This is a genomic window from Bradyrhizobium sp. 153, from assembly GCF_023073835.1.
Taxonomy (GTDB): domain Bacteria; phylum Pseudomonadota; class Alphaproteobacteria; order Rhizobiales; family Xanthobacteraceae; genus Bradyrhizobium.
The window spans coordinates 1-19771 of record NZ_JADPKH010000003.1; the positions used below are offsets into that span (position 1 = coordinate 1).

Sequence of the window (19771 nt, forward strand, 5' to 3'; positions counted from 1 at the left end):
TCTAAAGGGTTGGGCTTCGAAAACCCGCAATCCTCTCAGACAGGAGGCAATCCTTGCTATGCCTCCCTACATGCCGCGCCAGCGGCTTCGTTCAATCCCTGATGCGCACCGCCTTATCGTCCAGGAAGTCAATCGACAAGCGTGGAGCATCTGCTCAGAGGCTACTAGCCCCAGCGATCATCGATCCTTTCGCGAGGCGTGCCAGCAGCCCTTCCACGAAACGGCGGCGCCAGAAAACGGAGCGCCGATCCAGCGCATGACGACTACGGGCAATCTGCTCCACAAAAGGGCGCAAGTTTGTGCTGAGCGCAAACGTGGTGGGTTGGGTTCGACGGGCCAATCACTCCTGGTGCCATTGGGCTTTCGACGCATGACACTCGAGGCCGCAACTGCGCGATAATGCCCGGAGGGTTCTGCAAAGCTCGGAGGGAGAAGCGGTCATGGTAAGTCTGGTGATTGCGAAGATCACCGCTCGTAGAGGAGCTTGGACCCACCACGACCGTGACGAAGATTAGGACGGATGTCTCTGCAGTCAAAGAGTTGTTTAGATTGGACAAGAGTTCCGGAAGCCGCTGATTCGCGGTGCGGTCCAGGAAATTCTCGAAGCCGAGATGACGGAGACGCTGGGTGCGGAGAAATACGCAGCGAGGGACGACTTGACTATCCCTCCGGCTGCTATTCCCGCTCGTTGATCACATGGGTCCGCAAGATCGAGCTGAAGGTACCGCAGGACCGGCAGGGACGGTTCTCGACCGAGCTGTTCGAGAGTACCAGCGCTCGGACAAGGCGCTGGTGTTGGGGCCCTGGCGGAAATGGACGTGCAAGGCGTCTCGATGCGGAAGGTGAAGCAGGTCACCGAGGGGCTGGTTGGTTACTCGGCCTCGGCGATCAGCGCGATCAACAAGCGGCTGGATGCGTCGCTGAGGGCGTTCTGCGAGCGCAAGCTCAAGGAACCGTTCCCCTATCTGATCCTGGATGCGCGCTATGAGCGGGTGCGCGAGGACGGCATCATCGCAAGCCAGGCGGTGCTGATCGCGATCTGCATCGACTGGGGAGGCCGGCGCAAGTGCCCGCGGTCGAGCTCGCGAACCGAGAGAGCCGATCGATTTGGAAGGCCTTTTTGGAAGGCCTGAAGACCCGCAGCCTGCATGGCTTGGAGTTCGTCGTCTCCGATGATAATCCCGGGCTTGAAGGAGGCATCCCCGAAGTTCTCATCGGCTTCATCTGGCAACGCTGTACGTGACTGCCATTGGCTGATTCCGTTCTCGTCGGTGATTCGCGATCGGCGAAGTAAACGAGATGCTGGGGCGCAAGGAGCGGGATCAGTTGGAGGTCTTCATCACTGGCTCGCTCAAACAGCTCGTCCCAGATGAGCACGTGCTGGCGCGGGTCGATCGCGTGCTCCATCTGTCTTGGCTGAGGCAAGAGATCTCCGACTGCTATTGCGCGAACGACGGTCGGCCAGGCATCGATCGAGCCGCGGTACGCCTCCGGGTTTGCGCAATGGCATCGTACACGATCGCAAGCTGATGCGTGAGGCTCAGATCGACATCGCCATTCGCCGGTTTGCTGGTTATGGCCTGCACGAGCAGCTACCGCACGATTCGAGCCTGACGCGTATCCGCCAGCGCTGGGGCGAAGAGCGATTCAGGAGGATCTTTAAACATAAGGTCGAGGCCTGCCTGAAGGCCAAGATCGCAACAGCCGAAGTGGTTCACATCGATGCTTCGCTGATCCGCGCCAACGTGAGTTGGGCAGCATGTGGTGGATGTGCTGAACGAGAATCATAGCGAAGATGAAAGCGAGACTGAGAGAAAGGGCCGGCACGGCGGCAGGTACAAGAAGATCTGCACCACCGATCTGGATGCGACAATGGCCACCAATGCCCGAAACCGACGGCTGGGGCCCGCTTGCAAGCAGCACACTGCCATCGACGACAAGGTCGGCGTTATTCTGGACGCCGCGGTCACGACTTGACACACGAACGAAGGGAAGATGATCGAGCCGCAAGTCAATGAGGTTGAAGCGATTAAGGGGATCGACACCAGGTGGTCACCGCCGACGCGGGCTGCCTACGCTAAAGTCTACAGTGTGCTCGAGCGGCGCGGCATCGATGCCCTGATCCCAGGTAAAGCCGAATCAATCAAGAGTCCCGTACCGCTCGGACGCTTGCCGTACGACGCCAAGAACGACATCTTGAAGTGACCGCGAAGACGCATCTTGCGCCTCGCGCGGTCCATCAAGCACGGCCGTTTCTTTTACTCAGAAGGCGAAGGATTGCGCCCGGTGTCCACTCAAGGGCGATTGCCTATCCCAAAGGGCGGGTTAACAGAGCGGTCGTTATCGGTGACGATTATCCGGCACTGCTCCGCGCCCGCTGCCGTCGCGAGCGATGGAGTAAGGAGGATCGACGGCTCTATCAACGCCATCGCTGGCGCTCGGAGGGCGGCACGGCGAAGCCAAAACCTGGCACGGACTGGCTCGCCATACGGCGCGGTCTACCGAATATGAAGATCCAGGCCCACCTGAGCGCCGCCGCCATCAATCTAAAGCGGCTGGCAGCCGCTCTGCAGTCGCCATCGACTTTGCGGGGGCACATAGTCGAGCGGGTTGCGCAGGAAGCATACCGCGTTTCGGAATTTTCTGCAGCCCGCGACCTACCATCTTTCAGCATAGTATTCCTAGCTGGTTTTCGTGTGCAGTCCTCGACCAAAATCGTTGAAGTTCAGATCGCCCGGCAATCGGCGGCCGTCCGCGAATGATAGCCGCGCCGTCAAGATCGCCGTGATCGTTGCTTTCGAATGTCCCATCGCAACCTCATTCGTCTGGTGGTAACGACGATCCATTGAGGCTGCCATGACGAGCTCGTACAGAATGGCGCGAAAGGGTAAATCGGAGATAGCTCGAAGCTGCGCATAATCGTTCCGCATCGGTTTGTACAGTATTGCTGGCGAGAGCGCGGCGTCTGCGCTAGCCACTTCCGCAGTCTTGTCGGCTCAAGCGGGTCGTGGAGTTCGAACTCGCGCTCGCAATGGCTCGAGCGCGCCTTCGCCCCGATCTCGAGATCGCATCGTGACAACCGAATTCGTGCAGGTAAAGCAGGCAAGCATTGCCACCCGGTTCCAGCCTGTGACAAGACTGGCGGTGTGTTGGTCGTCTTAGTCGGCCAGCGTTGCTGGCGTCGTGCCTTGGTCAAATCCGCATCGTCTCGCGAGAAAGCAGTTCTATGTTGCCGTTGCACGAAGTGATGATCACCTATCCGAACTGGAGGCTGCGGTCGCAATCATAGTTTTGACATGTGCCGCTCACTTAGGCGCACAACAAAGGTCAGCCATTCGACCGTCTTGATTTGCGCCGACAGATCAAGCCATGCAATCCCTCGCGCATCTCTGGATTGATGGGAGTGTCGATTTCGATTTCGTAGGGCACTTCGATGACGGTTTCTGAATGACGCCCGTTCTTGGAGAGTGCGTATTTCAATGCCTGGTCGCGGGTTACGAAGAGGCCGCCAAAAGCGCCGTTCTGCTCGCGGACAACCCAGTTGCCACGCCTATTTCTGCCAAAAAAGACGGTTGACGTATCCACTAGTTTCATCCTGCTCCCACGCCGCGGCCGTTCGACGGGTTTCGGCCCGAGATTGTCTTATCGCTACAAGAAATAGCATAGCGCGTGCCCAGCCCATCAATGTCGATGGAGAAAGATGCCAAAGAATGGAAAGAGAATCTCCTACCAATTCTGTAGGATAGCCAGATTGACCGCGCTTTATTTTCGTTTCTCTACGAGTCATGATGTTGAAGCTTTGAGACAGCGTTGCGATGGCTTCACTGGCCTGGAGGGTGTGCGCAAGAGCGCCCGTCACTTTTCGAGGGCACCTGAAAGCGCAAGATTCGAAGGCGTTGCCCACGCGCATCCATGTACAGCCTTGGGATGCAGGAGCATCTTCCGATCAGTGTCGCCGGTAGGGGCTGCCGGCCTTTTCCTGCAATCGTCGTATGTTGCGGGTTCGTATGCTGCGCGCGCATCGGGTCCACTCACCAACTGACTGCTTGGAGCGCCGGTGCTGGTGTTCTTGCTGGTCTCGTCGGCTGTTGCGCCGTACCCGTCTCTTGACCTACGTCCTCGAAGCGGGTGAACTAAGCGGCTGAGGCACTGCGGCCACAAACTCGATCTCGAACGCGCCGCCGCGGGCCGGCTCGACCGGACCAAGCGTCGGCCGCGATTCTGCGACCACTATCGCCGGTACGAAGCCCGTTTGATAGGCGGCATGCTTCGGCTCACGGCGAACGACGCCATCGAGCAGCATTGAGCGCGAAACGCCAAGTCGCCTGCCGTCGCGCCAACCTGGCGCGGCGACCGCAAGTGTCCAGGACGATCTTGCGTTTCTCATCCTCCGACCAGTGCGCCGTTGGTCTGCGTTCATTACTTCGAGCCGCTCGACTCGGCACTTCGCCATCACGGGGGGGCACCTCCTCACAGCACCTCCGTGGCAAGATGACGGCACGAAGTATTCAAAGCGGAGGTTTCGGAGGGTTATCTTACGTGAACAGCGCCCACGCGAGGCGGGCGGCAATATGTTTGCCCATTTCCTCGACGTGGCCTATATTGTAGCCGGCAACCCAGGTGGCAAGCTTGGCACGGGCGTCATCCAGATCGAAGAACAGGGTATCGTTGAGCAGCTCATCGCGCATCCGGCCGTTGAAACTCTCGATGAAGCCATTCTGCATCGGCTTTCCCGGCGCAATGAAGTGCCAGTCGATGGCTGCGGTCTTGCTCCAGGCCAGCATGGCGTTGCAGGTGAACTCGGTACCATGGTCGGACGCGATCATTCCTGGCTTGCCACGTCGTTCGACGATCGCCGTCAGTTCGCGGCGACGCGCTGTCCTGAGATCGACGTATCCGAAATGGCCCCCAGAAACTCTTCGGTCACGTCGTCGACGATGTCGAGAATGCGGAAGCGCCGGCTGTTGGCGAAGTGTTCGTGGACGAAGTCCAGCTGCCAGCGTGCATTGGGCTTAGCTTCCACTAGGATCGGGGCCCTCGTCCCCACGGCCTTGCGGCGCGGACGGTGAGCCCTTCCTCGCGATAAAGCCCGGGATCCGGTTGAGCCCCGATGGTTCTCCCTCCCGCCGCAGCAAGACGAACAGCCGGCGGTAGCCGAAACGCCGCCGCTCGTTGGCGAGATCCGCAACCGGCCGCGCAGAGCTGTGTCTGGAGGGCGGCTGGAGCCGTAGCGGATCATCTTCCGGTCCGCGCCGACAATCGAACAGGCCCGCCGTTCCGACAAGCTCATGACCGTCTGCAGATGCGGGACCGCAGCGCGCTTGGCGGCGGGCCCTACCATTGATTTTGGAAGAAGCTCGCGAAGGGCGGCCGCATCGAGCATCTGCTCGGCCAGGAGCTTCTTCAGCTTCCCGTTCTCCTCTTCTAGCGCCTTTAACCGTTTGGCCTCGGAAACATCCATGCCGCCGAATTTGGCCTTCCAATTGTAGATCGTCGCCTCGGAGATTGCATGCTTGCGAGCCAGGTCAACCGTCTTTGCCCCAGCCTCATGCTCCTTCAGCACCGCGATAATCTGCTCTTCCGTGAACCCTGCTGGCTTCATCTGTCCGTCCTTCTTCTGAGGCCGGCAAACTGGATCGTTTTGGTTAGAGTTTTCGGACAGATTCCTGGTACGAGCGAAGGACGAAAAGGTCTTAAGGTTTCGGAAAGTCAAAACGCGATCATTCTCAAAGCAGAAGGATGGAATGCCTGTGGCGGACTGGAAGAAGTACAACAGACTGCTGCCCACGAGATGCATCGGTTGGAGGCAGATCAAGAATAGAACGCGAAGCTGCGGAAGGCAGTCGCCGATCTCAGCAACGAGATGCTGCAACACGCCATCCACCGAAAGCTCTGAGGTAACCGTCAATCTCACGTCCGGCAATCTCCGCGTACGAAACCAAAGGAGGAAGCAGAACGTGCTTACGTAGCAAGAACTAAGCAATCGTCAGGCGGCGTATCAATTCCAATCCGGTATCGATGTCCTCAAAATCGGTATTGGCGTCGCCACAGGTTACTACGCAACATTAATTAATCAACTAGAATTGATCGTCTTGAGGGAGGAGACATACTCATGTGTCGCATGAAGTTCTCATGGCTGATTCTGCTGCTCGCATTGCCTGGTTTTTCGCCCTCGGCACATGCAGGAGCCGACGACGCCCTGCTTACTTCGATCCGCAAGACGGGCGAAGTCAAAGTCGCAATGGGATCGGCGCCCCCTTGGATGTTTGTTTCTCCAACGGGAGAGCCCAAGGGTATTACAGTTGACTTGATGAACAAGGTCCTCAAGGGCATGGGCCTGCCAACGCTTACGCCGGTGCTCACGGCGTGGGACGCCATGATTCCTGCACTGCAGGCCCGCCAGGTCGACTTCGTGGCCCCTGGCCTGAACGTCACCGAAGAACGCTGCAAAGTGTTGGTGTATTCCGCGCCCACTTTCATCATGCATGACGCGCTGTATGTCCTGCCGGACAATCCGAGGCAGCTTGCGAGTTACGCGGATGTGGCGCGCAACCCGGATGTCAAGCTGGCCGTGGTCACAGCGTCTACTCAGCAAGCATACGCGTTGTCCCATGGAATAAAGCCGGAGCAACTCGTGCGCGTCACTGACATTCAAGCTGGTGCTGCGACAGTGACCGGCGGCCGGGCAAATGCGTTTGCAGTCGGCCAATTCAGTATCGCTGATCCTGAGCAGAAAGGCCTGCACAGGGAGGTGGACAGCCAGTCTCCGATCAGTGTGCTCGGCGTCGCGTTCCGTAAAGAAGATGTGCGTTTTCGCGACGCCTTCAACGAGCAGCTTAACTTGTTGCGTGGTAACGGCGTGATGAAGGAGCTCTACGCCGGTAAGGGCATCGACTGGGATACGCTCGCCAGGCTCACGAAGGTCAGCGACGTCATGCCAAGCTGCGAGTGAGGAATGATGGCCGTCCTGGAGTATTGGCCTGTACTCTTGCAGGGCCTGTGGGTCACCGTGTGGGTCGCATGCTGCATCATCCTTGCTGCAGCACTCGGCGCGCTCATTCTCGGCCCGCTGCGGCTCTCCAGCTCCCGAGCGGTGCGAATAGCGTCGATCCTCTTTATCGAGTTCATTCGCGGTCCGTCGGCGCTGGTTCTCCTGTTCTGGGTGTTCTATGTGCTGCCGCTGATGCCGGGGATGCCGCAATTAAGTCCTCTGTTGGCCTCGATCCTCGTGCTGTCGCTCGATGGAGCGGTATACGGCGCCGAAATCGTGCGTGCTGGCGTTGAGGCCGTGCATCGCGGGCAAACCGATGCGTGCCATGCACTTGGGTTGAACAAAACGCAGAGTCTCACGAAGGTGGTTTTGCCGCAGGCGCTTTCACAGATCGTGCCTGGTTTCGGCAGCCTGGCGAGGGACATGGTCAAATGGACCGCGATCGTGAGCTTCGTTGGCGTGCATGACGTGCTCTACGTTGCGAACAATGTTCGCGGCCAAACGTTCGAGACGGTCACTGTCTATTGCCTGGTTGCTGCGGCTTACTGGATGCTGTGCCTGCTTTGCGCTGCTGCTTTTCGCGCGCTCGAACATGCGCTTCCGCTGAACCGTGCCTTGCGGGCCGCGCGCGTCTCGGTGCAGGTTCGAGCCAGCGCGGATGCGCTGACAGGAGCCGCTCAATGACGTGGGATTGGAGCTACGTCCTGCAGATCCTGCCGCGCTTGATGGTGGGTGTTTGGTACACCGTCCTGGTAACGTTTGCGAGCTCGGCGATTGCGCTAATACTCGGTCTCCTTCTTGCGATCCTCGAGAGCGTGAGTACCAAGGTCGGGCGAGCTTTCGTGCGCTTCCTGCTTGAGCTCTTCCGGGGAGTGCCGATCCTTGTGCTGCTGTATTTCGCTTTCTATGTCCTGCCGGAGGCGGGGCTCACGTTTCCGGCAATGCCCATTGGCATCGGCGTGTTGGGTATCGTCTATGCGGCTTTCTGCTCGGAAGTGTACCGCGGCGGCCTGATTACGATCCCCGCCGAACTGCGCGACGCGTGTGTGGCGCTCCATTTGAGTTCGTATGTTACATGGCGTTGCGTGCTCGTTCCGCTCATGATCAAACGATCTATCCCGGCCCTGCTCAACTACGTACTCGGGCTGTTCCGGACAACGGCGTTCTTGTTTGCCATCGGAGTACCTGTGCTGCTGGGCGAGGCTCAAGAGGTTGGAACCGAAAGCTTCCGTTACCTTGAGCCCTTCACCGTCGCAGGCGTCATCTATATCGCCATGAATTTCCCGTTCCTCTATCTCCTCTCCCGATTCAAGGACGAGCATGTCTAGCACCGTGGAATTTAGCCAGGCAGCACCTTTCGCGCACGCGGCGGCTGCAGCTTACGCAGTACATGAATCCACTCCTAAATCAAAACAGGCCATGTGGGCTATCGAATTCGAAAAGGTCTCGAAATCATTCGGCGCTCACAGCGTTCTGATCGATCTCGACCTGCAAGTGCAGCCAGGCGAAAAGGTCACGCTGATTGGCCCGAGCGGCTCGGGAAAGACGACCGTGTTGCGTCTGGCAATGACGCTTGAGAAGCCCACCAGCGGCGATATCCAGGTTTTCGGAGAAAGCATCCTCTTCGATGCAGCGGGCAAACCGCTCTCGGGCTTGCAAGAAGCGCGAATCCGACGCCGGTGCGGCATGGTGTTCCAGCAATTCAATCTGTTTCCGCATTTGACTGTGCTGGAGAACCTGATCTTAGCGCCAACGACTGTGCTGGGTCAGTCCAGGGCACAGGCTGAGAAGAGCGCGCTGGAATTTCTGCGCATGGTCGGACTGGAGAGCAAGGTGCATGCATATCCAGCTCAGCTGTCCGGAGGTCAGCAGCAACGCATCGCGATCGCGCGGGCGCTAATCTTGAAACCCGAGATACTCCTGCTCGATGAAATCACATCGGCCTTGGACCCTGAACTCGCTGGCGAAGTTCTCGACGTCGTGCGGGCTGTCGCGAATGAGACGAAGGTCACGCTGCTGATCGTCACGCACGAGATGCGGTTTGCACGCGAAGTGTCCGACCGCATCGCCGTGTTTGACGCTGGCCGCATCATCGAGCAGGGCTCGCCAGACAAGATCTTCACAAATCCCGAATGTGAGCGCACACGCGCATTCCTGCAGTCCGTCCTGAACCATTGAAGGTCTTCCATACCCATGCAGATCATTTCCGACCTCGTCCGAGCCCGCGCCCAGGATAGCGGCCAGCGTGTGTTCTGTTCTTTCCGAGGGCAACAAACCACCTTTGAACAACTGCGCAACGGCGTCCAGGAAATGGCCGGCGCTCTGACGGAAGCTGGCATCAGGCCGGGCGATCGGGTTGGCCTCATGATTGGTCCTTCGGTTGAGCACATCGAGCTGTTTCTCGCAGTTTCATGGATCGGCGCGATCGCTGTGCCCTTCAGCATCCACTTGAAGGCAGCCGGACTTGAGCTACAGCTCAACAGCTGCAGGCCACGCGCACTGCTTGTCAACCGCGTGCATTCCGATTCCATTCGGCAAGCCTTGTCTGCGATGCCCCATCGCCCGTTGGTAGTGTGGTTCGAGGATGGTGTCGATCGTCAGGGTGAGTTCCACCTCGATGCGCTTCTGCGCACCAGCCGCTCATCGCGCGTCGCTGTCGCGCGATCCCTGGATGACCCGTACGTGATCGGCTACACGTCGGGCACCACAGGCGCACCGAAGGGGGCTGTAGTGTCGGAACGGTATTTCTGGATCGGCGCAAAGAATGCCGGCATTCTCTCGGATGCTCAACGCGACGACACGTTTTTTCTGTGGGAGCCCTTCTATCACGGCGCGATGTTGACAGTCGCGATCGCTCTACAGCAGGGGCTGCGCACTCACATGGTGGAGCGTTTCAGTGCCTCACGGCTATGGGACCAGATCGCGGAAGCTGGCGCAACCAAATTCCATTATCTGGGCGGCATGGTCAACATGATCTTGGCGCAGCCGCAGGTCGAAAGCGAACGGGATAATCGGGTGTCGATCGCGTGGGGGGGCGCGTGCCCGGTGGACAGCTGGCGTAAATTCGAAGATCGATTCCAACTCAAGGTACGCGAAGGATATGGACTTACTGAGGGGCAAAATTTCACCCACATAAATTTGCGCGGCGTAGTTGGCTCGATGGGCACCCCAATCGAGGAGCTCGATAGCTGGATTGCTGATGATCAAGGTAAGCCCGTTGGCCCAGGAGTAATTGGAGAAATCGTGCTCAAGCCCAAAGTCGCGGGCGTTGGCATGACCTGTTACTACGGAGAACCGGAGAAGACTGCTGAGGTGCTGCGGGCCGACGGATGCATCTATACCGGTGATCTGGGTATGACCGACGAAGCCGGCAACTACTTCTTCAAGGGCCGGAAAAAGGATGCGATGCGCCGCCGCGGCGAGAACGTCTCAGCGTGGCAAGTCGAACGTGTGATCAATGCCGCGCCTGAAGTGGAAGAATCGGCGGTCGTCGGAGTCGATTCCTCTCTGGGAGAGCAAGAGATCCTGGCAGTCATCAAGCTGCGCAAAGGAGCGAAGCCGGATCCGCTCACGATCGTGAAGTTCTGCGACGAGCGGCTCGCCTATTACCAAGTGCCGCGGTTCTACCAATTCGTAGATGAACTACCGCGTGGCCCGTCACAACGGATCAAGAAAAACGAAATTATCGTCGATATCGAGAACGCATGGGACGCCGAGAAGGCCGGTGTGAAACCGACGCGAACTGTTTAAGGAGCCAACAATGAAAAAAGGCCAGAAATTTCCTCATCATCCCGACGATCTACTGTCGACTATGCACGAGCGGATACTCGTGCTTACCTTCAATAGGCAGGAACGCTACAACGCCTGGACCGAAGCCTTGCGCGATGAACTCACGCGCAGGCTACTCGAAGCGGACAACGACGCGAATGTCGACGCGCTCGTGATTACAGGAGCTGGCGACAAGGCGTTTTGTGCCGGGCAGGACCTTGGTGAATCGGAAGAAGAGTCAGACGAAGCGCACATGGAGTTGTGGGTGCAGCGGCTCACCGCGTGCTATGATGCCGTCAGGGAGTTCAGCAAGCCGCTCGTGGCTGCAATCAATGGTGTGGCAGCGGGCTCAGGTTTCCAGCTGGTGCAGTTTTGTGATTACACCGTCGCCCACCCGGCGGTGAGACTGGGCCAAACCGAAGTGAGCTCCGGGATTCCGAGCGTCTTCGGCACGTGGCTGATGTGGGAACGAATCGGCAGCCGGGCCTACGAGCTTTCGCTCCAGGGCCGTCTCATGGAAGCTGAAGAAGCAAAACAACTTGGCTTCATCAATGAGATGGTGGAGCAATCTAACGTGCTCGATGCTGCATTGAACGCTGCCCGCCGTTTGGCCAAGCTACCTCGCGTAGCATACAGGATCTCGAAATCCGCGAACCGCCAGTTCGACCAGGAGCGCTATACCAACGCCCTCAGAATGTCCGTTGCTGCGTTGCGGGAAGCGTTTGAGACCGGCGCCCCCCAAAAGGAGATTAGTGAGTTCTTCGAGAGCCGACGTACCCGGAACACTGGCGCACAGGGCTTTTGACCAGCGCGCGGTGTCAAAAGTTGAAAAATTCCTCCACAGGCCGGAAGATCGTCCTTCGGAAATCATAAGCGAGTCATGCTGCTCAATAGGCCACATAGTTATAACGCCTGGTCGGAGGCACCGCGCGATCAGTTCACGCGCAAGCTGCATTCAGCTGACAGTGACCCCGTCGTCGACGCGGTGATTATCACATGGACAGGAAACGATGCGTTCTGCGCTGGTCAAGATCTGTACGAAAGGCAAGAGAGCTCCGGCGGCGGCTATATTGACTCGTACTCTCAGCGCATTTCGGCGGGCTACGAGGCCCTCAAAGGCTTAGGGAAGCCACTCATTGGTGCGCTGAACGGCGTTGCGGCGGGGTCGGGTTTCCAGCTCACTCACTTCTGTGACTATGTGATCGCGCACCCATCGGTGAGGGTCGGCCAGACGGAGGTCAGCGTAGCCATACCGAGCATCTTTGGCACCTGGCTGATGGGGGAGCGGATCGGCAGCCGGGCCTGCCAATTGGCACTGCAAGGGCGCCTAATGGACGCTGAAGAAGCAACGCAACTCGGTTTCATAAACGAGTGGAGCAGTCTAAAACGCTCGATGCTGCATTGGAAGCCGCCGGCGGTCTTACCAAGCAATCGCAGGGCGCGTTCAGAATCTCGAAAGCGGCCAAATGCCAGTTTGACCAGGAGCGCTACTCAAATTCGATTGAAGATGCCCCTAATGACTCGCACGAGACGTTTCCCAAAGGGAAACGCTCAATTGTGGAGCGCCGGCGCGGTGAAAAGCGGATACGTACGCCACCTGAGGAGCAATAAATGGCCGCAACGCCTCTCTACCTGAACGCCAGCGCTGTTCGCGCCTGTCTTTCCGATGAGGAAGTCTATGAGATCGTCAGCAGTACGCTACGCCAGTTGAATACTGGACCAGTCGTGAAAGGACCGAAGGCGGGTTTTAGTGTCGAGATCGACGGAGAGACCTACTATATGGGAAGCTTGGCCGGTTGCGTACTCTCAAGCTCTGCGGCCGGGCTCAAATGGTTCGTCGTGCCGGGCAAGAACCGGCCACGGAATTTGCCGCGCGTGCCGGCAACGATTCTGATCTGTGACGCAAAGACTGGACTGCTCGACGGCGTGCTCGATGCCACGCAGCTGACCTGTGATCGGACGGCTGCGATGGCTGTTGCCGCAGCGTTTGCATGTGGACAGCGCCCACTGAAGAGTGCCGCGGTCATTGGGGCTGGCCACATAGGCCGTGCCCTCGTGAAGTTCTTGGCGGCGACGCAAGCTCTCGATCACATCGCCGTGGGGGCACGGACAGAATCGAGCGCACGGGAAGTGTGTGAACATGTAGCCTCATCTCTTTCACGAGATGTTGGGCTCTGGGCGACCTCGGACGTCCGTGAGGCTGTTCGTGACGCTGACGCCGTTTTCACTGCCACAGCCGCGTCCGAAGATAGCGATCTTGTCCGTACAAAGTGGCTCAAAGGCGACGCGATCGTATGCTCGCTTGGCTCACGGCGAGAAGTCGACCTCGACCTTCTCACTCAAGCCTGGATCGTCGCTGATGAACCTGAAAACGTGCAGATGCGGAGCAGCAATTTTCGCGAGGGCGGCGTAGCGTGGGGACGAATTGCAGGTGACGTCGGCAGCCTGATGTCAGGCCAGCTTCGCCTTCCCGAGAAGCAAACCAAAATCTACCTCGCCCTAGGAGGACTTGGCGTTCTCGATGTGGCATTAGGAGCCCGCGCGCTCTCGAATTCGAGGCTTAAGGGCCTCGGAATTCCACTCGAACCAAGCGGACTATAGCGGTGGCCAACTTGGACGCGCTGGTCAGGGCTGCCGGTATGGCCGGCCCAACACCAAGTCTGGCTCTCCAGCACCGTGGTCTCAAAGTCTTTGATACCGGACCAGCGCGCTCGCCGGCCCGGCGCCGTTTTGGCGATGCAAGCTGGGCGCGAGCTCCTGGCTCGAGTCGCGTTGGCCTAGGATGCTTCGACGTCGGTTTCGGGTGCTCTCGGTGGCATGGAGAGCGTTTGCTACCGGCACGTGAATGTCGACCAGGAATGAGAACAGCCAACGAGCTTTTATATGTAGCTCAATACGAGCGCTTGCGCTCGAGATGGAAGACATGTCCGTTTGGGGATCATGGTCCGGCAACGACAGATGGATGACCGCCATTGCGGTGATTGGCGGTGGCAATATGGCCGATGCCCCGGTCGCCGGCCTCGTAGTCGCTAAAGGATGTCCGTGTTCTCGTGAAGCGAAGGGCCGTAGCGCTACAGCCTACAGCCCCGGAGCTGGGTATACCACCTCGCGACCAAACAGCATCTAGACCGTCAAATTCCGCCGGAACGTCTCTTATCCGACACCATGACCGCCGCATTGTCGCGCTGATCTCGCTGGCTGTCGCGTTCGGAGGCGCGGCTGCACTCACGGCGCTCGCTTGGCTCGGCTTGGTCACGCCAAGCGTTTTGCTGGCTCTCTGCTTTGCTATCGGCAGCGGCATGGCGCTGATGGGACCGGCCTGGCAATCCTCGGTCAGTGAGCAGGTGCCCCCAGAGACGCTGCCTGCCGCCGTCGCATTGAACGGGATCAGCTACAACATTGCGCGCAGCGTGAGTCCCCCAATGGCCGTATTGTTGTTGCGGCGTCCGGCGGAGTGGCGGCCTTTGCGCTTAACGCCTTGCTTTACTTACCGCTAATCCTCGCGCTCTTGTCATGGAAACGGGTCGCCGAACACTCACGTCAGCCGCCTGAAAAGCTTAATCGCGCTATTGTTTCCGGCGTACGCTACATTGCCAATTCCCGATCGATCAAGATCGTGCTGACTCGTGCCATGGTCACGGGTGTGGTCGGCGGCGCGATCATTGCGTTGATGCCGCTGGTGGTGCGGGATCTCCTGCATCGCGGCGCCCAGACCTACGGCATTATACTCGGCGCCTTTGGCTTGGGCGGAGTGATCGACGCGCTCAATATCACAGAGGTCCGGAAGCGCATGAGCGGCGAGGCCGCGATACGGGCCTCCGCGCTCTCAATGGGGGGCAATTGCCGCCGTTGCGATGAGCGGCGAGCCGGTATTGACCGAAGCCGCGCTGGTTCTGGCGGGGGCGATATGGATGATGTCCTGGGTACTGTTCAACATTGGCGTGCAATTGTCGGCGCCACGTTGGGACATGGGGCGTTCGCTTGCTGCCTACCAGGCGGCCAGCTCAGGTGGCATTGCCGTCGACAGCTGGGGCTGGGGCTATTTGACCGATTCCGCCGCGCTCCTGATTGTGACAGCCTTGATGACAATTTCGCCCCTCTTTGGAATCCGGCTCCGCATGCCACGCATCAGCGCGCCTTACGAAGAGGCTGAGGTGGTTGAGCATCCCGAGGTGCCGCTGGCCTTGACGGGACGCAGCGGACCCGTGGTGGTTGAGATAGAATATCGGGTTGCACAGGAAAATGCGCAACCTCATGCAGGATGTCCAGCTTTCCCCCCAACGTACGGTACCTACGGCTGGTCGATTGCGCGCGACATCGCCGATCCCGAATCGTCGACCGAGCGTTACCACTGCCCGACCTGGTTCGACTACTTGCGCCAGCGCAACCGCTCGACCCAGTCAGAGCGCGCAATGGAACATCAGGCAATTGCTTTTCACATCGGCTCCAACCCGGTACGTGTCCGCCGCATGCTAGAGCGGCCGTTCGGCTCGGTAAGATGGAAGGATGACACGGCCTGATCGCGCGGCCGGGCGAAGTGCTGCCGGTGGTTACAAGCCCGGCGGGAGGCAGTACTTAGCCTTCCGTAAGCCAATCTGAACAACGCGTCTGGGGCGGCGAGTTGGCAGCTAATTTGGGCTCCGCCGCTGCCTGGTGAGCCTGTTAGCGTGCGGGTACCTCGACCGCGCCTAGGACGGCGCCGGCCACAAAATCTTAAGAGAGCCAGAGCCGGCATCCTTATTCTCAAGCGGAATGACATGGGACCTAAAACTCAATTGCGGGGCCGATATGTGCCCGCTAGATTCGCAGCTCAACATCACCTGTGGTGCGCGATGGAATGAGTCGCACGGCTAGAGTCGGAGAGGGCGGGTGCTCAGTCTGTGGCAACGCGATGAACAATAGCAGCCAGACGGACGTGGACGCGAAAATCGCCTCCCAGCATGAGACTAAGGTCGCAGTCATTGGCGCCGGCATCGTGGGGCTGATGACGGCGCTAGAAATTCAGCGGACAGGGCGGCGCGTGGTCGTCATCGATCCGGGCGAGCCAGGCGGCAGGCAAGCTGCATCCTACGGCAACGCCGGATGGATCAGCCCCTCAGCGATCATGCCGGTCTCGGTGCCCGGACTTTGGCGTCAGGTGATAGTATACTTGATGGATAAGTCTGGGCCCTTCGTAATCCGCTGGGCATATTTGCCCCGTCTACTGCCTTGGCTCCTCAGGTTTCTCTGGGCCGGTCGGAATTGGAAGAAGGTTGAAGAGTGTGCAAAGCTGCGCTTCGAGCTGTCGCGACACAGTCCAAGAGACCACCAAAATATTGCGGCCGAGGCGGGCGTCGGCCATCTCATTGAACAGAAGGGGCTGCTATCCGTCTGCCGGAACAAATCAGAGTTTCTCGCTAACAGCTTCGCATGGAACATGTGCCGGCGGCTTGGGGTGAAAATCACCGAATTCGATGCGGCCGATCTCCGAAGACTCGAGCCGAATATCTCTGAACGCTACCAGTATGGCGTACGGATCGATGAGGGCTGTCACTGTACGGACCTCGAAGCCTACTGCCGAGCGATTGCCGAACTGATTCAAGAGCGCGGCGGAGAGTTTATTCGGGGAAAAGCAACGGGCTTTGAAATTTCGGACGGTTGTTTGAAGGGCGTAAACATTGCCGGACGTGCCGTGGAATGCACGCAGGCCGTGGTGACAGCAGGCATTGGTTCGAGAGAATTGGCGGCCGCCGTCGGTGTTCGTGTTCCGCTCGAATCGGAGCGTGGATACCATGTCGTAATTGCAGAGGGGGGGAATACAATCACCCACCCGATAATGCCGTCTGATGGCAAAATGGGTATCACGCCAACACGGCAAGGGTTACGCATCGCGGGTCAGGTAGAGCTTGCAGGTGTCAAAGCTAGTCCCGATTGGCGGCGCGCAGAGCTTCTGCGTCAGTTCGTACCGCGTGTTTTTCAGGCGCCGTTCGAATCCGATGAGGCAATTGATCGATGGATGGGGCATCGCCCCTCTACACCTGACGGCCTGCCATGCATCGGCGCCACCCGCTCCTGCCGCGGCTTGTTTTACGGATTTGGCCATGGCCACACAGGTCTGACGCAAGCACCGGCGACGGCTAAGCTGCTTGCAGCACTCGTCGCGGGGCAGGAGCCTCAATGCGATTTATCTGCGATGAGCGTCCATAGATTTTGAACAAAGTCATTGTGATGGCAGTCGGCAAGCGCTGGATGAACCAGCATTGCCCCCGAGAGTAGCTGCTGAAATCTCACGTTCGGAAGGCGCGGGGTGGTTTTTACGGGCTATCGCGACAACACGGCTGCGCTCGCCTCAACCGGCCATCAACGCAGTTAAAGATCAGTCCTTCCGAGCGCGAGCGCGGCATACAACGCTAGCGGTGTTATGGCAGTGAAACGGGCGGAGGGTGGCTTTTGCGCTAACGCAGGCTGCCGCTCGGCATGGTAGAAGCAGACGGTTGCTTTACGCCTGGCGACGCGTGACGCGTCGGCTGCAAGCAATCACCGGACTGCCTATTTTGTCCTGCCGAACTGAGGCGCCCGCGCGCCGGGTTTTGGCCGCCGCGGTTTCCATTGCGACACCAATCGTTCGTAGCTTCGCTCCGCCTGGGCGGCAATCAACATCTCACGGGCGCGCAGCGCCTTGATGTTGTAGGGATAGGCTGGTTCGCGGGTGCGGCGGTCGGGACTGGGAGCCGCCCATCACAGTCGCATCAGCAAGATCGGCCGCAGTCACGGGCGCGCCATGCTGCGGCCTTGGCCTCGGCCCAGGCCGCCTCGACCCGTCCACTGCATGCGGCGGATGTCCAGCTTGAAGTTGCATCGCGCGGGTCTTGTTAGCGACCAGCGCCGGGCGCGCCCACAGGTAATCCTCGCCCTTCGTCACCAAATGCCAGCAGAGCACCGTGAGCTTGCGAGCCACGGCCACCGCGGCGACCTGATGGCCACGCCGGGCGCGCCGGGTTCAGCCCGAAATAGCTCACCAGCTTCCGAGGGCTGTAGAACCGGCTGATGTCACCGATTGCCGCCACTATGCCGGCGGCGACCGCCAGATTGACGCCGGTGATCGTCATCAATCTGTTGCCCGCGAGATCGTCGATGGCGTCCTGCGCGATCTCACGGTCGAGCAGAGCCAGGTCTTCCGCCAGCCGATCAAGCTCACGGACATGCCGATCGATGGCCGCGCGCGGTGAGGCTCAATGAGGAGATCCGGCGGCGCACTTATGTGGTGCGGATCTTCCCCAATGCCGAGAGCTGCTTGCGGCTGGTGCGCGCCTTGACCGTCGAGCGTCACGAGACTTGGCTCGAGGATCATCGCTATCTGAACATGGACCTGCTGAAGGAACACAAGAAGGAGGCACTACGCCAGGCGGCCTGACGATGCTCAGGCCCACCAAGGGGATGCACGCCGCCCCTCTCCACCGCCGTCGCTCGCCAGCGCAACGCTTTGGGCAAGCGAGCGACGACGGCTCCGAGGGGATGGGTCGGCCGGACCCATGTTCAATATTGCTGAATTTGACGCACAGAACGGCCCCGCGATCAACCTCATTCTTCGCTGCTCGCCGGCAGGCGGCGAGCGGCCTCGGGCACCTCATAGTTGTAAATTATCTCCCCGGTCTGCAGCGGTTTCCGCGAGCAGCCAATCCCGGAAGACGATTAGGGGCGGGTGCGTTGTTCGCTCGGGGGGCCATACCAAATAGTAACGCTCCGCGCTTTCCATTGGCAGGTTGAGAGCGCGAACGAGTTTGCCGCTCGCCAACTCGTCCTGAATAAGGAAGGTTGGCAGCAGTGCGACGCCCACGCCGACGAGAGCGGCCTGGGAAACGGTGGCAAATTGATCGAAGTACATTGTCTGTCCAGATCCACCCGCTATGTTCTGAGCCGCGAACCACTGCTCCCAGGCGTTGGGCCGCGTCGAGATACTCAGCCGCGGTGCCTTCTTCAGATCACCCGCCGCGCGAAATCCGTACTGCTTCTTCAGCTCGGGGCTGCAGGCCGGGATAACCTGCTCGGACCGCAACAATACCATCTCAACGCCGGGCCAATCCTGCGGTCCGAAATGGATAGCTGCGTCCAGAGCCTCGGTTCGGAAATCGAAGTAGGTCAGGCGCGTTGCAAGATTTATGGTGATCCCCGGATTCTGCGTTAAAAACTTGGGAAGGCGCGGCGCCAGCCAGCGCGTGCCGAAGGTTGGCAAAATCGCGAGATTGAGCGTGCCGCCTCTAGGATTGGCCCGAAGGTTGAATGAGGCGGTGCTGATCTTGCGCAACGCTTCGCGAATTTCTCGCGCATAAGCTTCACCAGCAGTAGTCAAGCGGATGGACTGGCGTTCACGGGTAAAGAGTTCGACCTCGAGCTGCTCCTCAAGAAGCTTGATCTGCCGGCTGACCGCGCTCTGGGTAAGGCTCAGCTCCCTGGAGGCCAGGGTGACGCTGCCTGTTCTGGCGGCTGCTTCAAATGAGGCTAGCAGCGCGGTCGACGGCAGGAAGCGGCGGGGCGTGTGCATGTTCATTCCATGTAAGAATGATCTCTTGAGGAAAGATCGTTTGATTGCATTGAAAACACAACAATAATCTCTGTGGCCACATACCAAATTTGTATGTGCCGGTGGGGCATTTTGGCAGCGAGAGAATCGGTGATGGAGCGAGTGATGGCTGCGGCAATCTCATCCGGATGACATCCGCGATCTGTTCTCGGTCGCGATGCCCGGCATGTATCGCGCGGAGGTCCCGCGTGGGACGCTTCTCGAGCTTTTCGCTGATGCCGAGGAGCCTGGAGAATTCCAGCTAAATCTCGGGGCCGACGAGCAGAAAAACTGCGCTGCGCAATCCAATCAGGCTCAGTTTCAAGCCGCGCTAGGTGTCGTGGCCTCGAAGGGTTGGAGCTAAACGAACAAGCGGAGAGAGCTTTGCCGGAGCGAGTGCTGAAGCAGCTTAGGTCTCTCGAGATGGCCTTGGCCTAAGCAGAAACTCAATTTACGCGCGCGCTGCTTTCAGC

14 protein-coding genes and 5 pseudogenes are annotated in these 19771 nt (G+C 59.2%); 14 read left to right on the forward strand and 5 right to left on the reverse strand.

Features of this window, described 5'->3' with window-relative positions; all coding sequences use genetic code 11:
* Positions 1-456 precede the first annotated feature (456 nt).
* Together IVA91_RS00270 and IVA91_RS00275 are read left to right on the forward strand one after the other, a co-directional pair.
* A pseudogene (locus tag IVA91_RS00270) lies at positions 457-1237 on the forward strand (transposase); the annotation flags it as partial.
* Between the two features lie 62 nt (positions 1238-1299).
* Positions 1300-2567: pseudogene (locus tag IVA91_RS00275) on the forward strand (transposase); the annotation flags it as partial.
* Between the two features lie 114 nt (positions 2568-2681).
* Here the strand turns inward: IVA91_RS00275 and IVA91_RS00280 are convergent.
* From IVA91_RS00280 to IVA91_RS00290, 3 genes and pseudogenes are all read right to left on the reverse strand, one after another.
* Complete coding sequence (locus IVA91_RS00280; RefSeq protein WP_247458255.1) at positions 2682-2978, reverse strand: hypothetical protein; 297 nt, start codon at positions 2976-2978, stop codon at positions 2682-2684.
* A gap of 349 nt (positions 2979-3327) precedes the next feature.
* A complete protein-coding gene (locus IVA91_RS00285; RefSeq protein WP_247458211.1) occupies positions 3328-3594 on the reverse strand; it encodes a hypothetical protein in 267 nt (88 codons plus the stop codon).
* A gap of 1022 nt (positions 3595-4616) precedes the next feature.
* Positions 4617-5602, reverse strand: a pseudogene (locus IVA91_RS00290) (IS3 family transposase); the annotation flags it as partial.
* Between the two features lie 510 nt (positions 5603-6112).
* Here IVA91_RS00290 and IVA91_RS00295 point away from each other — a divergent pair.
* From IVA91_RS00295 to IVA91_RS00340, 11 genes and pseudogenes are all read left to right on the forward strand, one after another.
* The gene (locus IVA91_RS00295) at positions 6113-6952 is read left to right on the forward strand and encodes a transporter substrate-binding domain-containing protein (RefSeq protein ID WP_247458213.1); all 840 of its coding nucleotides are present in this window, start codon (positions 6113-6115) and stop codon (positions 6950-6952) included.
* A gap of 3 nt (positions 6953-6955) precedes the next feature.
* A complete protein-coding gene (locus tag IVA91_RS00300; RefSeq protein WP_247458215.1) occupies positions 6956-7675 on the forward strand; it encodes an amino acid ABC transporter permease in 720 nt (239 codons plus the stop codon).
* A complete protein-coding gene (locus IVA91_RS00305) occupies positions 7672-8319 on the forward strand; it encodes an ABC transporter permease subunit (protein ID WP_247458216.1) in 648 nt (215 codons plus the stop codon). The genes IVA91_RS00300 and IVA91_RS00305 overlap by 4 nt, the downstream gene beginning before the upstream one ends.
* A 91-nt stretch (positions 8320-8410) precedes the next feature.
* Positions 8411-9169, forward strand: a complete 759-nt coding sequence (locus IVA91_RS00310) for an amino acid ABC transporter ATP-binding protein (RefSeq protein ID WP_247458251.1) — start codon at positions 8411-8413, stop codon at positions 9167-9169.
* 15 nt (positions 9170-9184) lie between these two features.
* Entirely contained in the window at positions 9185-10741 is a 1557-nt protein-coding gene (locus IVA91_RS00315) for an AMP-binding protein (protein WP_247458218.1), read from the forward strand.
* A gap of 10 nt (positions 10742-10751) precedes the next feature.
* Positions 10752-11564, forward strand: coding sequence for an enoyl-CoA hydratase/isomerase family protein (locus tag IVA91_RS00320; protein WP_247458220.1), 813 nt, complete (start codon positions 10752-10754; stop codon positions 11562-11564).
* 75 nt (positions 11565-11639) lie between these two features.
* Complete coding sequence (locus IVA91_RS00325) at positions 11640-12395, forward strand: enoyl-CoA hydratase/isomerase family protein (RefSeq protein ID WP_247458221.1); 756 nt, start codon at positions 11640-11642, stop codon at positions 12393-12395.
* A complete protein-coding gene (locus IVA91_RS00330) occupies positions 12371-13360 on the forward strand; it encodes an NAD(P)-binding domain-containing protein (RefSeq protein ID WP_247458223.1) in 990 nt (329 codons plus the stop codon). The genes IVA91_RS00325 and IVA91_RS00330 overlap by 25 nt, the downstream gene beginning before the upstream one ends.
* A 449-nt stretch (positions 13361-13809) precedes the next feature.
* A pseudogene (locus tag IVA91_RS36610) lies at positions 13810-14528 on the forward strand (MFS transporter); the annotation flags it as partial.
* An 85-nt stretch (positions 14529-14613) separates the two neighbouring features.
* Positions 14614-15279 carry an MFS transporter gene (locus IVA91_RS36615; RefSeq protein WP_256466395.1) on the forward strand — a complete coding sequence of 222 codons (666 nt, stop codon included), beginning with the start codon at positions 14614-14616 and terminating at the stop codon, positions 15277-15279.
* A gap of 371 nt (positions 15280-15650) precedes the next feature.
* Complete coding sequence (locus tag IVA91_RS00340; protein WP_247458225.1) at positions 15651-16952, forward strand: FAD-binding oxidoreductase; 1302 nt, start codon at positions 15651-15653, stop codon at positions 16950-16952.
* 658 nt (positions 16953-17610) lie between these two features.
* Here IVA91_RS00340 and IVA91_RS00345 read toward each other — a convergent pair.
* On the reverse strand, positions 17611-17847 hold the full coding sequence (locus tag IVA91_RS00345; protein WP_247458227.1) for a transposase: 237 nt from the start codon (positions 17845-17847) through the stop codon (positions 17611-17613).
* A gap of 119 nt (positions 17848-17966) precedes the next feature.
* Between IVA91_RS00345 and IVA91_RS00350 the strand changes: the two are divergent.
* A pseudogene (locus IVA91_RS00350) lies at positions 17967-18152 on the forward strand (transposase); the annotation flags it as partial.
* Positions 18153-18365: 213 nt separating this feature from the next.
* On the opposite strand, the gene IVA91_RS00355 reads toward IVA91_RS00350, so the two are convergent.
* Complete coding sequence (locus tag IVA91_RS00355) at positions 18366-19286, reverse strand: LysR substrate-binding domain-containing protein (protein WP_247458228.1); 921 nt, start codon at positions 19284-19286, stop codon at positions 18366-18368.
* Between the last annotated feature and the right edge of the window lie 485 nt (positions 19287-19771).

What these genes read in the sequence shown, in the direction of transcription:
- IVA91_RS00285 (WP_247458211.1), bottom strand. Translation starts at nt 3,594, where the DNA reads ATGAAACTAGTGGATACGTCAACCGTCTTTTTTGGCAGAAATAGGCGT.
- IVA91_RS00295 (WP_247458213.1), top strand. Translation starts at nt 6,113, where the DNA reads ATGTGTCGCATGAAGTTCTCATGGCTGATTCTGCTGCTCGCATTGCCT.
- IVA91_RS00300 (WP_247458215.1), top strand. Translation starts at nt 6,956, where the DNA reads ATGATGGCCGTCCTGGAGTATTGGCCTGTACTCTTGCAGGGCCTGTGG.
- IVA91_RS00305 (WP_247458216.1), top strand. Translation starts at nt 7,672, where the DNA reads ATGACGTGGGATTGGAGCTACGTCCTGCAGATCCTGCCGCGCTTGATG.
- IVA91_RS00310 (WP_247458251.1), top strand. Translation starts at nt 8,411, where the DNA reads ATGTGGGCTATCGAATTCGAAAAGGTCTCGAAATCATTCGGCGCTCAC.
- IVA91_RS00315 (WP_247458218.1), top strand. Translation starts at nt 9,185, where the DNA reads ATGCAGATCATTTCCGACCTCGTCCGAGCCCGCGCCCAGGATAGCGGC.
- IVA91_RS00320 (WP_247458220.1), top strand. Translation starts at nt 10,752, where the DNA reads ATGAAAAAAGGCCAGAAATTTCCTCATCATCCCGACGATCTACTGTCG.
- IVA91_RS00325 (WP_247458221.1), top strand. Translation starts at nt 11,640, where the DNA reads ATGCTGCTCAATAGGCCACATAGTTATAACGCCTGGTCGGAGGCACCG.
- IVA91_RS00330 (WP_247458223.1), top strand. Translation starts at nt 12,371, where the DNA reads ATGGCCGCAACGCCTCTCTACCTGAACGCCAGCGCTGTTCGCGCCTGT.
- IVA91_RS36615 (WP_256466395.1), top strand. Translation starts at nt 14,614, where the DNA reads ATGAGCGGCGAGCCGGTATTGACCGAAGCCGCGCTGGTTCTGGCGGGG.
- IVA91_RS00340 (WP_247458225.1), top strand. Translation starts at nt 15,651, where the DNA reads ATGAACAATAGCAGCCAGACGGACGTGGACGCGAAAATCGCCTCCCAG.
- IVA91_RS00345 (WP_247458227.1), bottom strand. Translation starts at nt 17,847, where the DNA reads ATGACGATCACCGGCGTCAATCTGGCGGTCGCCGCCGGCATAGTGGCG.
- IVA91_RS00355 (WP_247458228.1), bottom strand. Translation starts at nt 19,286, where the DNA reads ATGAACATGCACACGCCCCGCCGCTTCCTGCCGTCGACCGCGCTGCTA.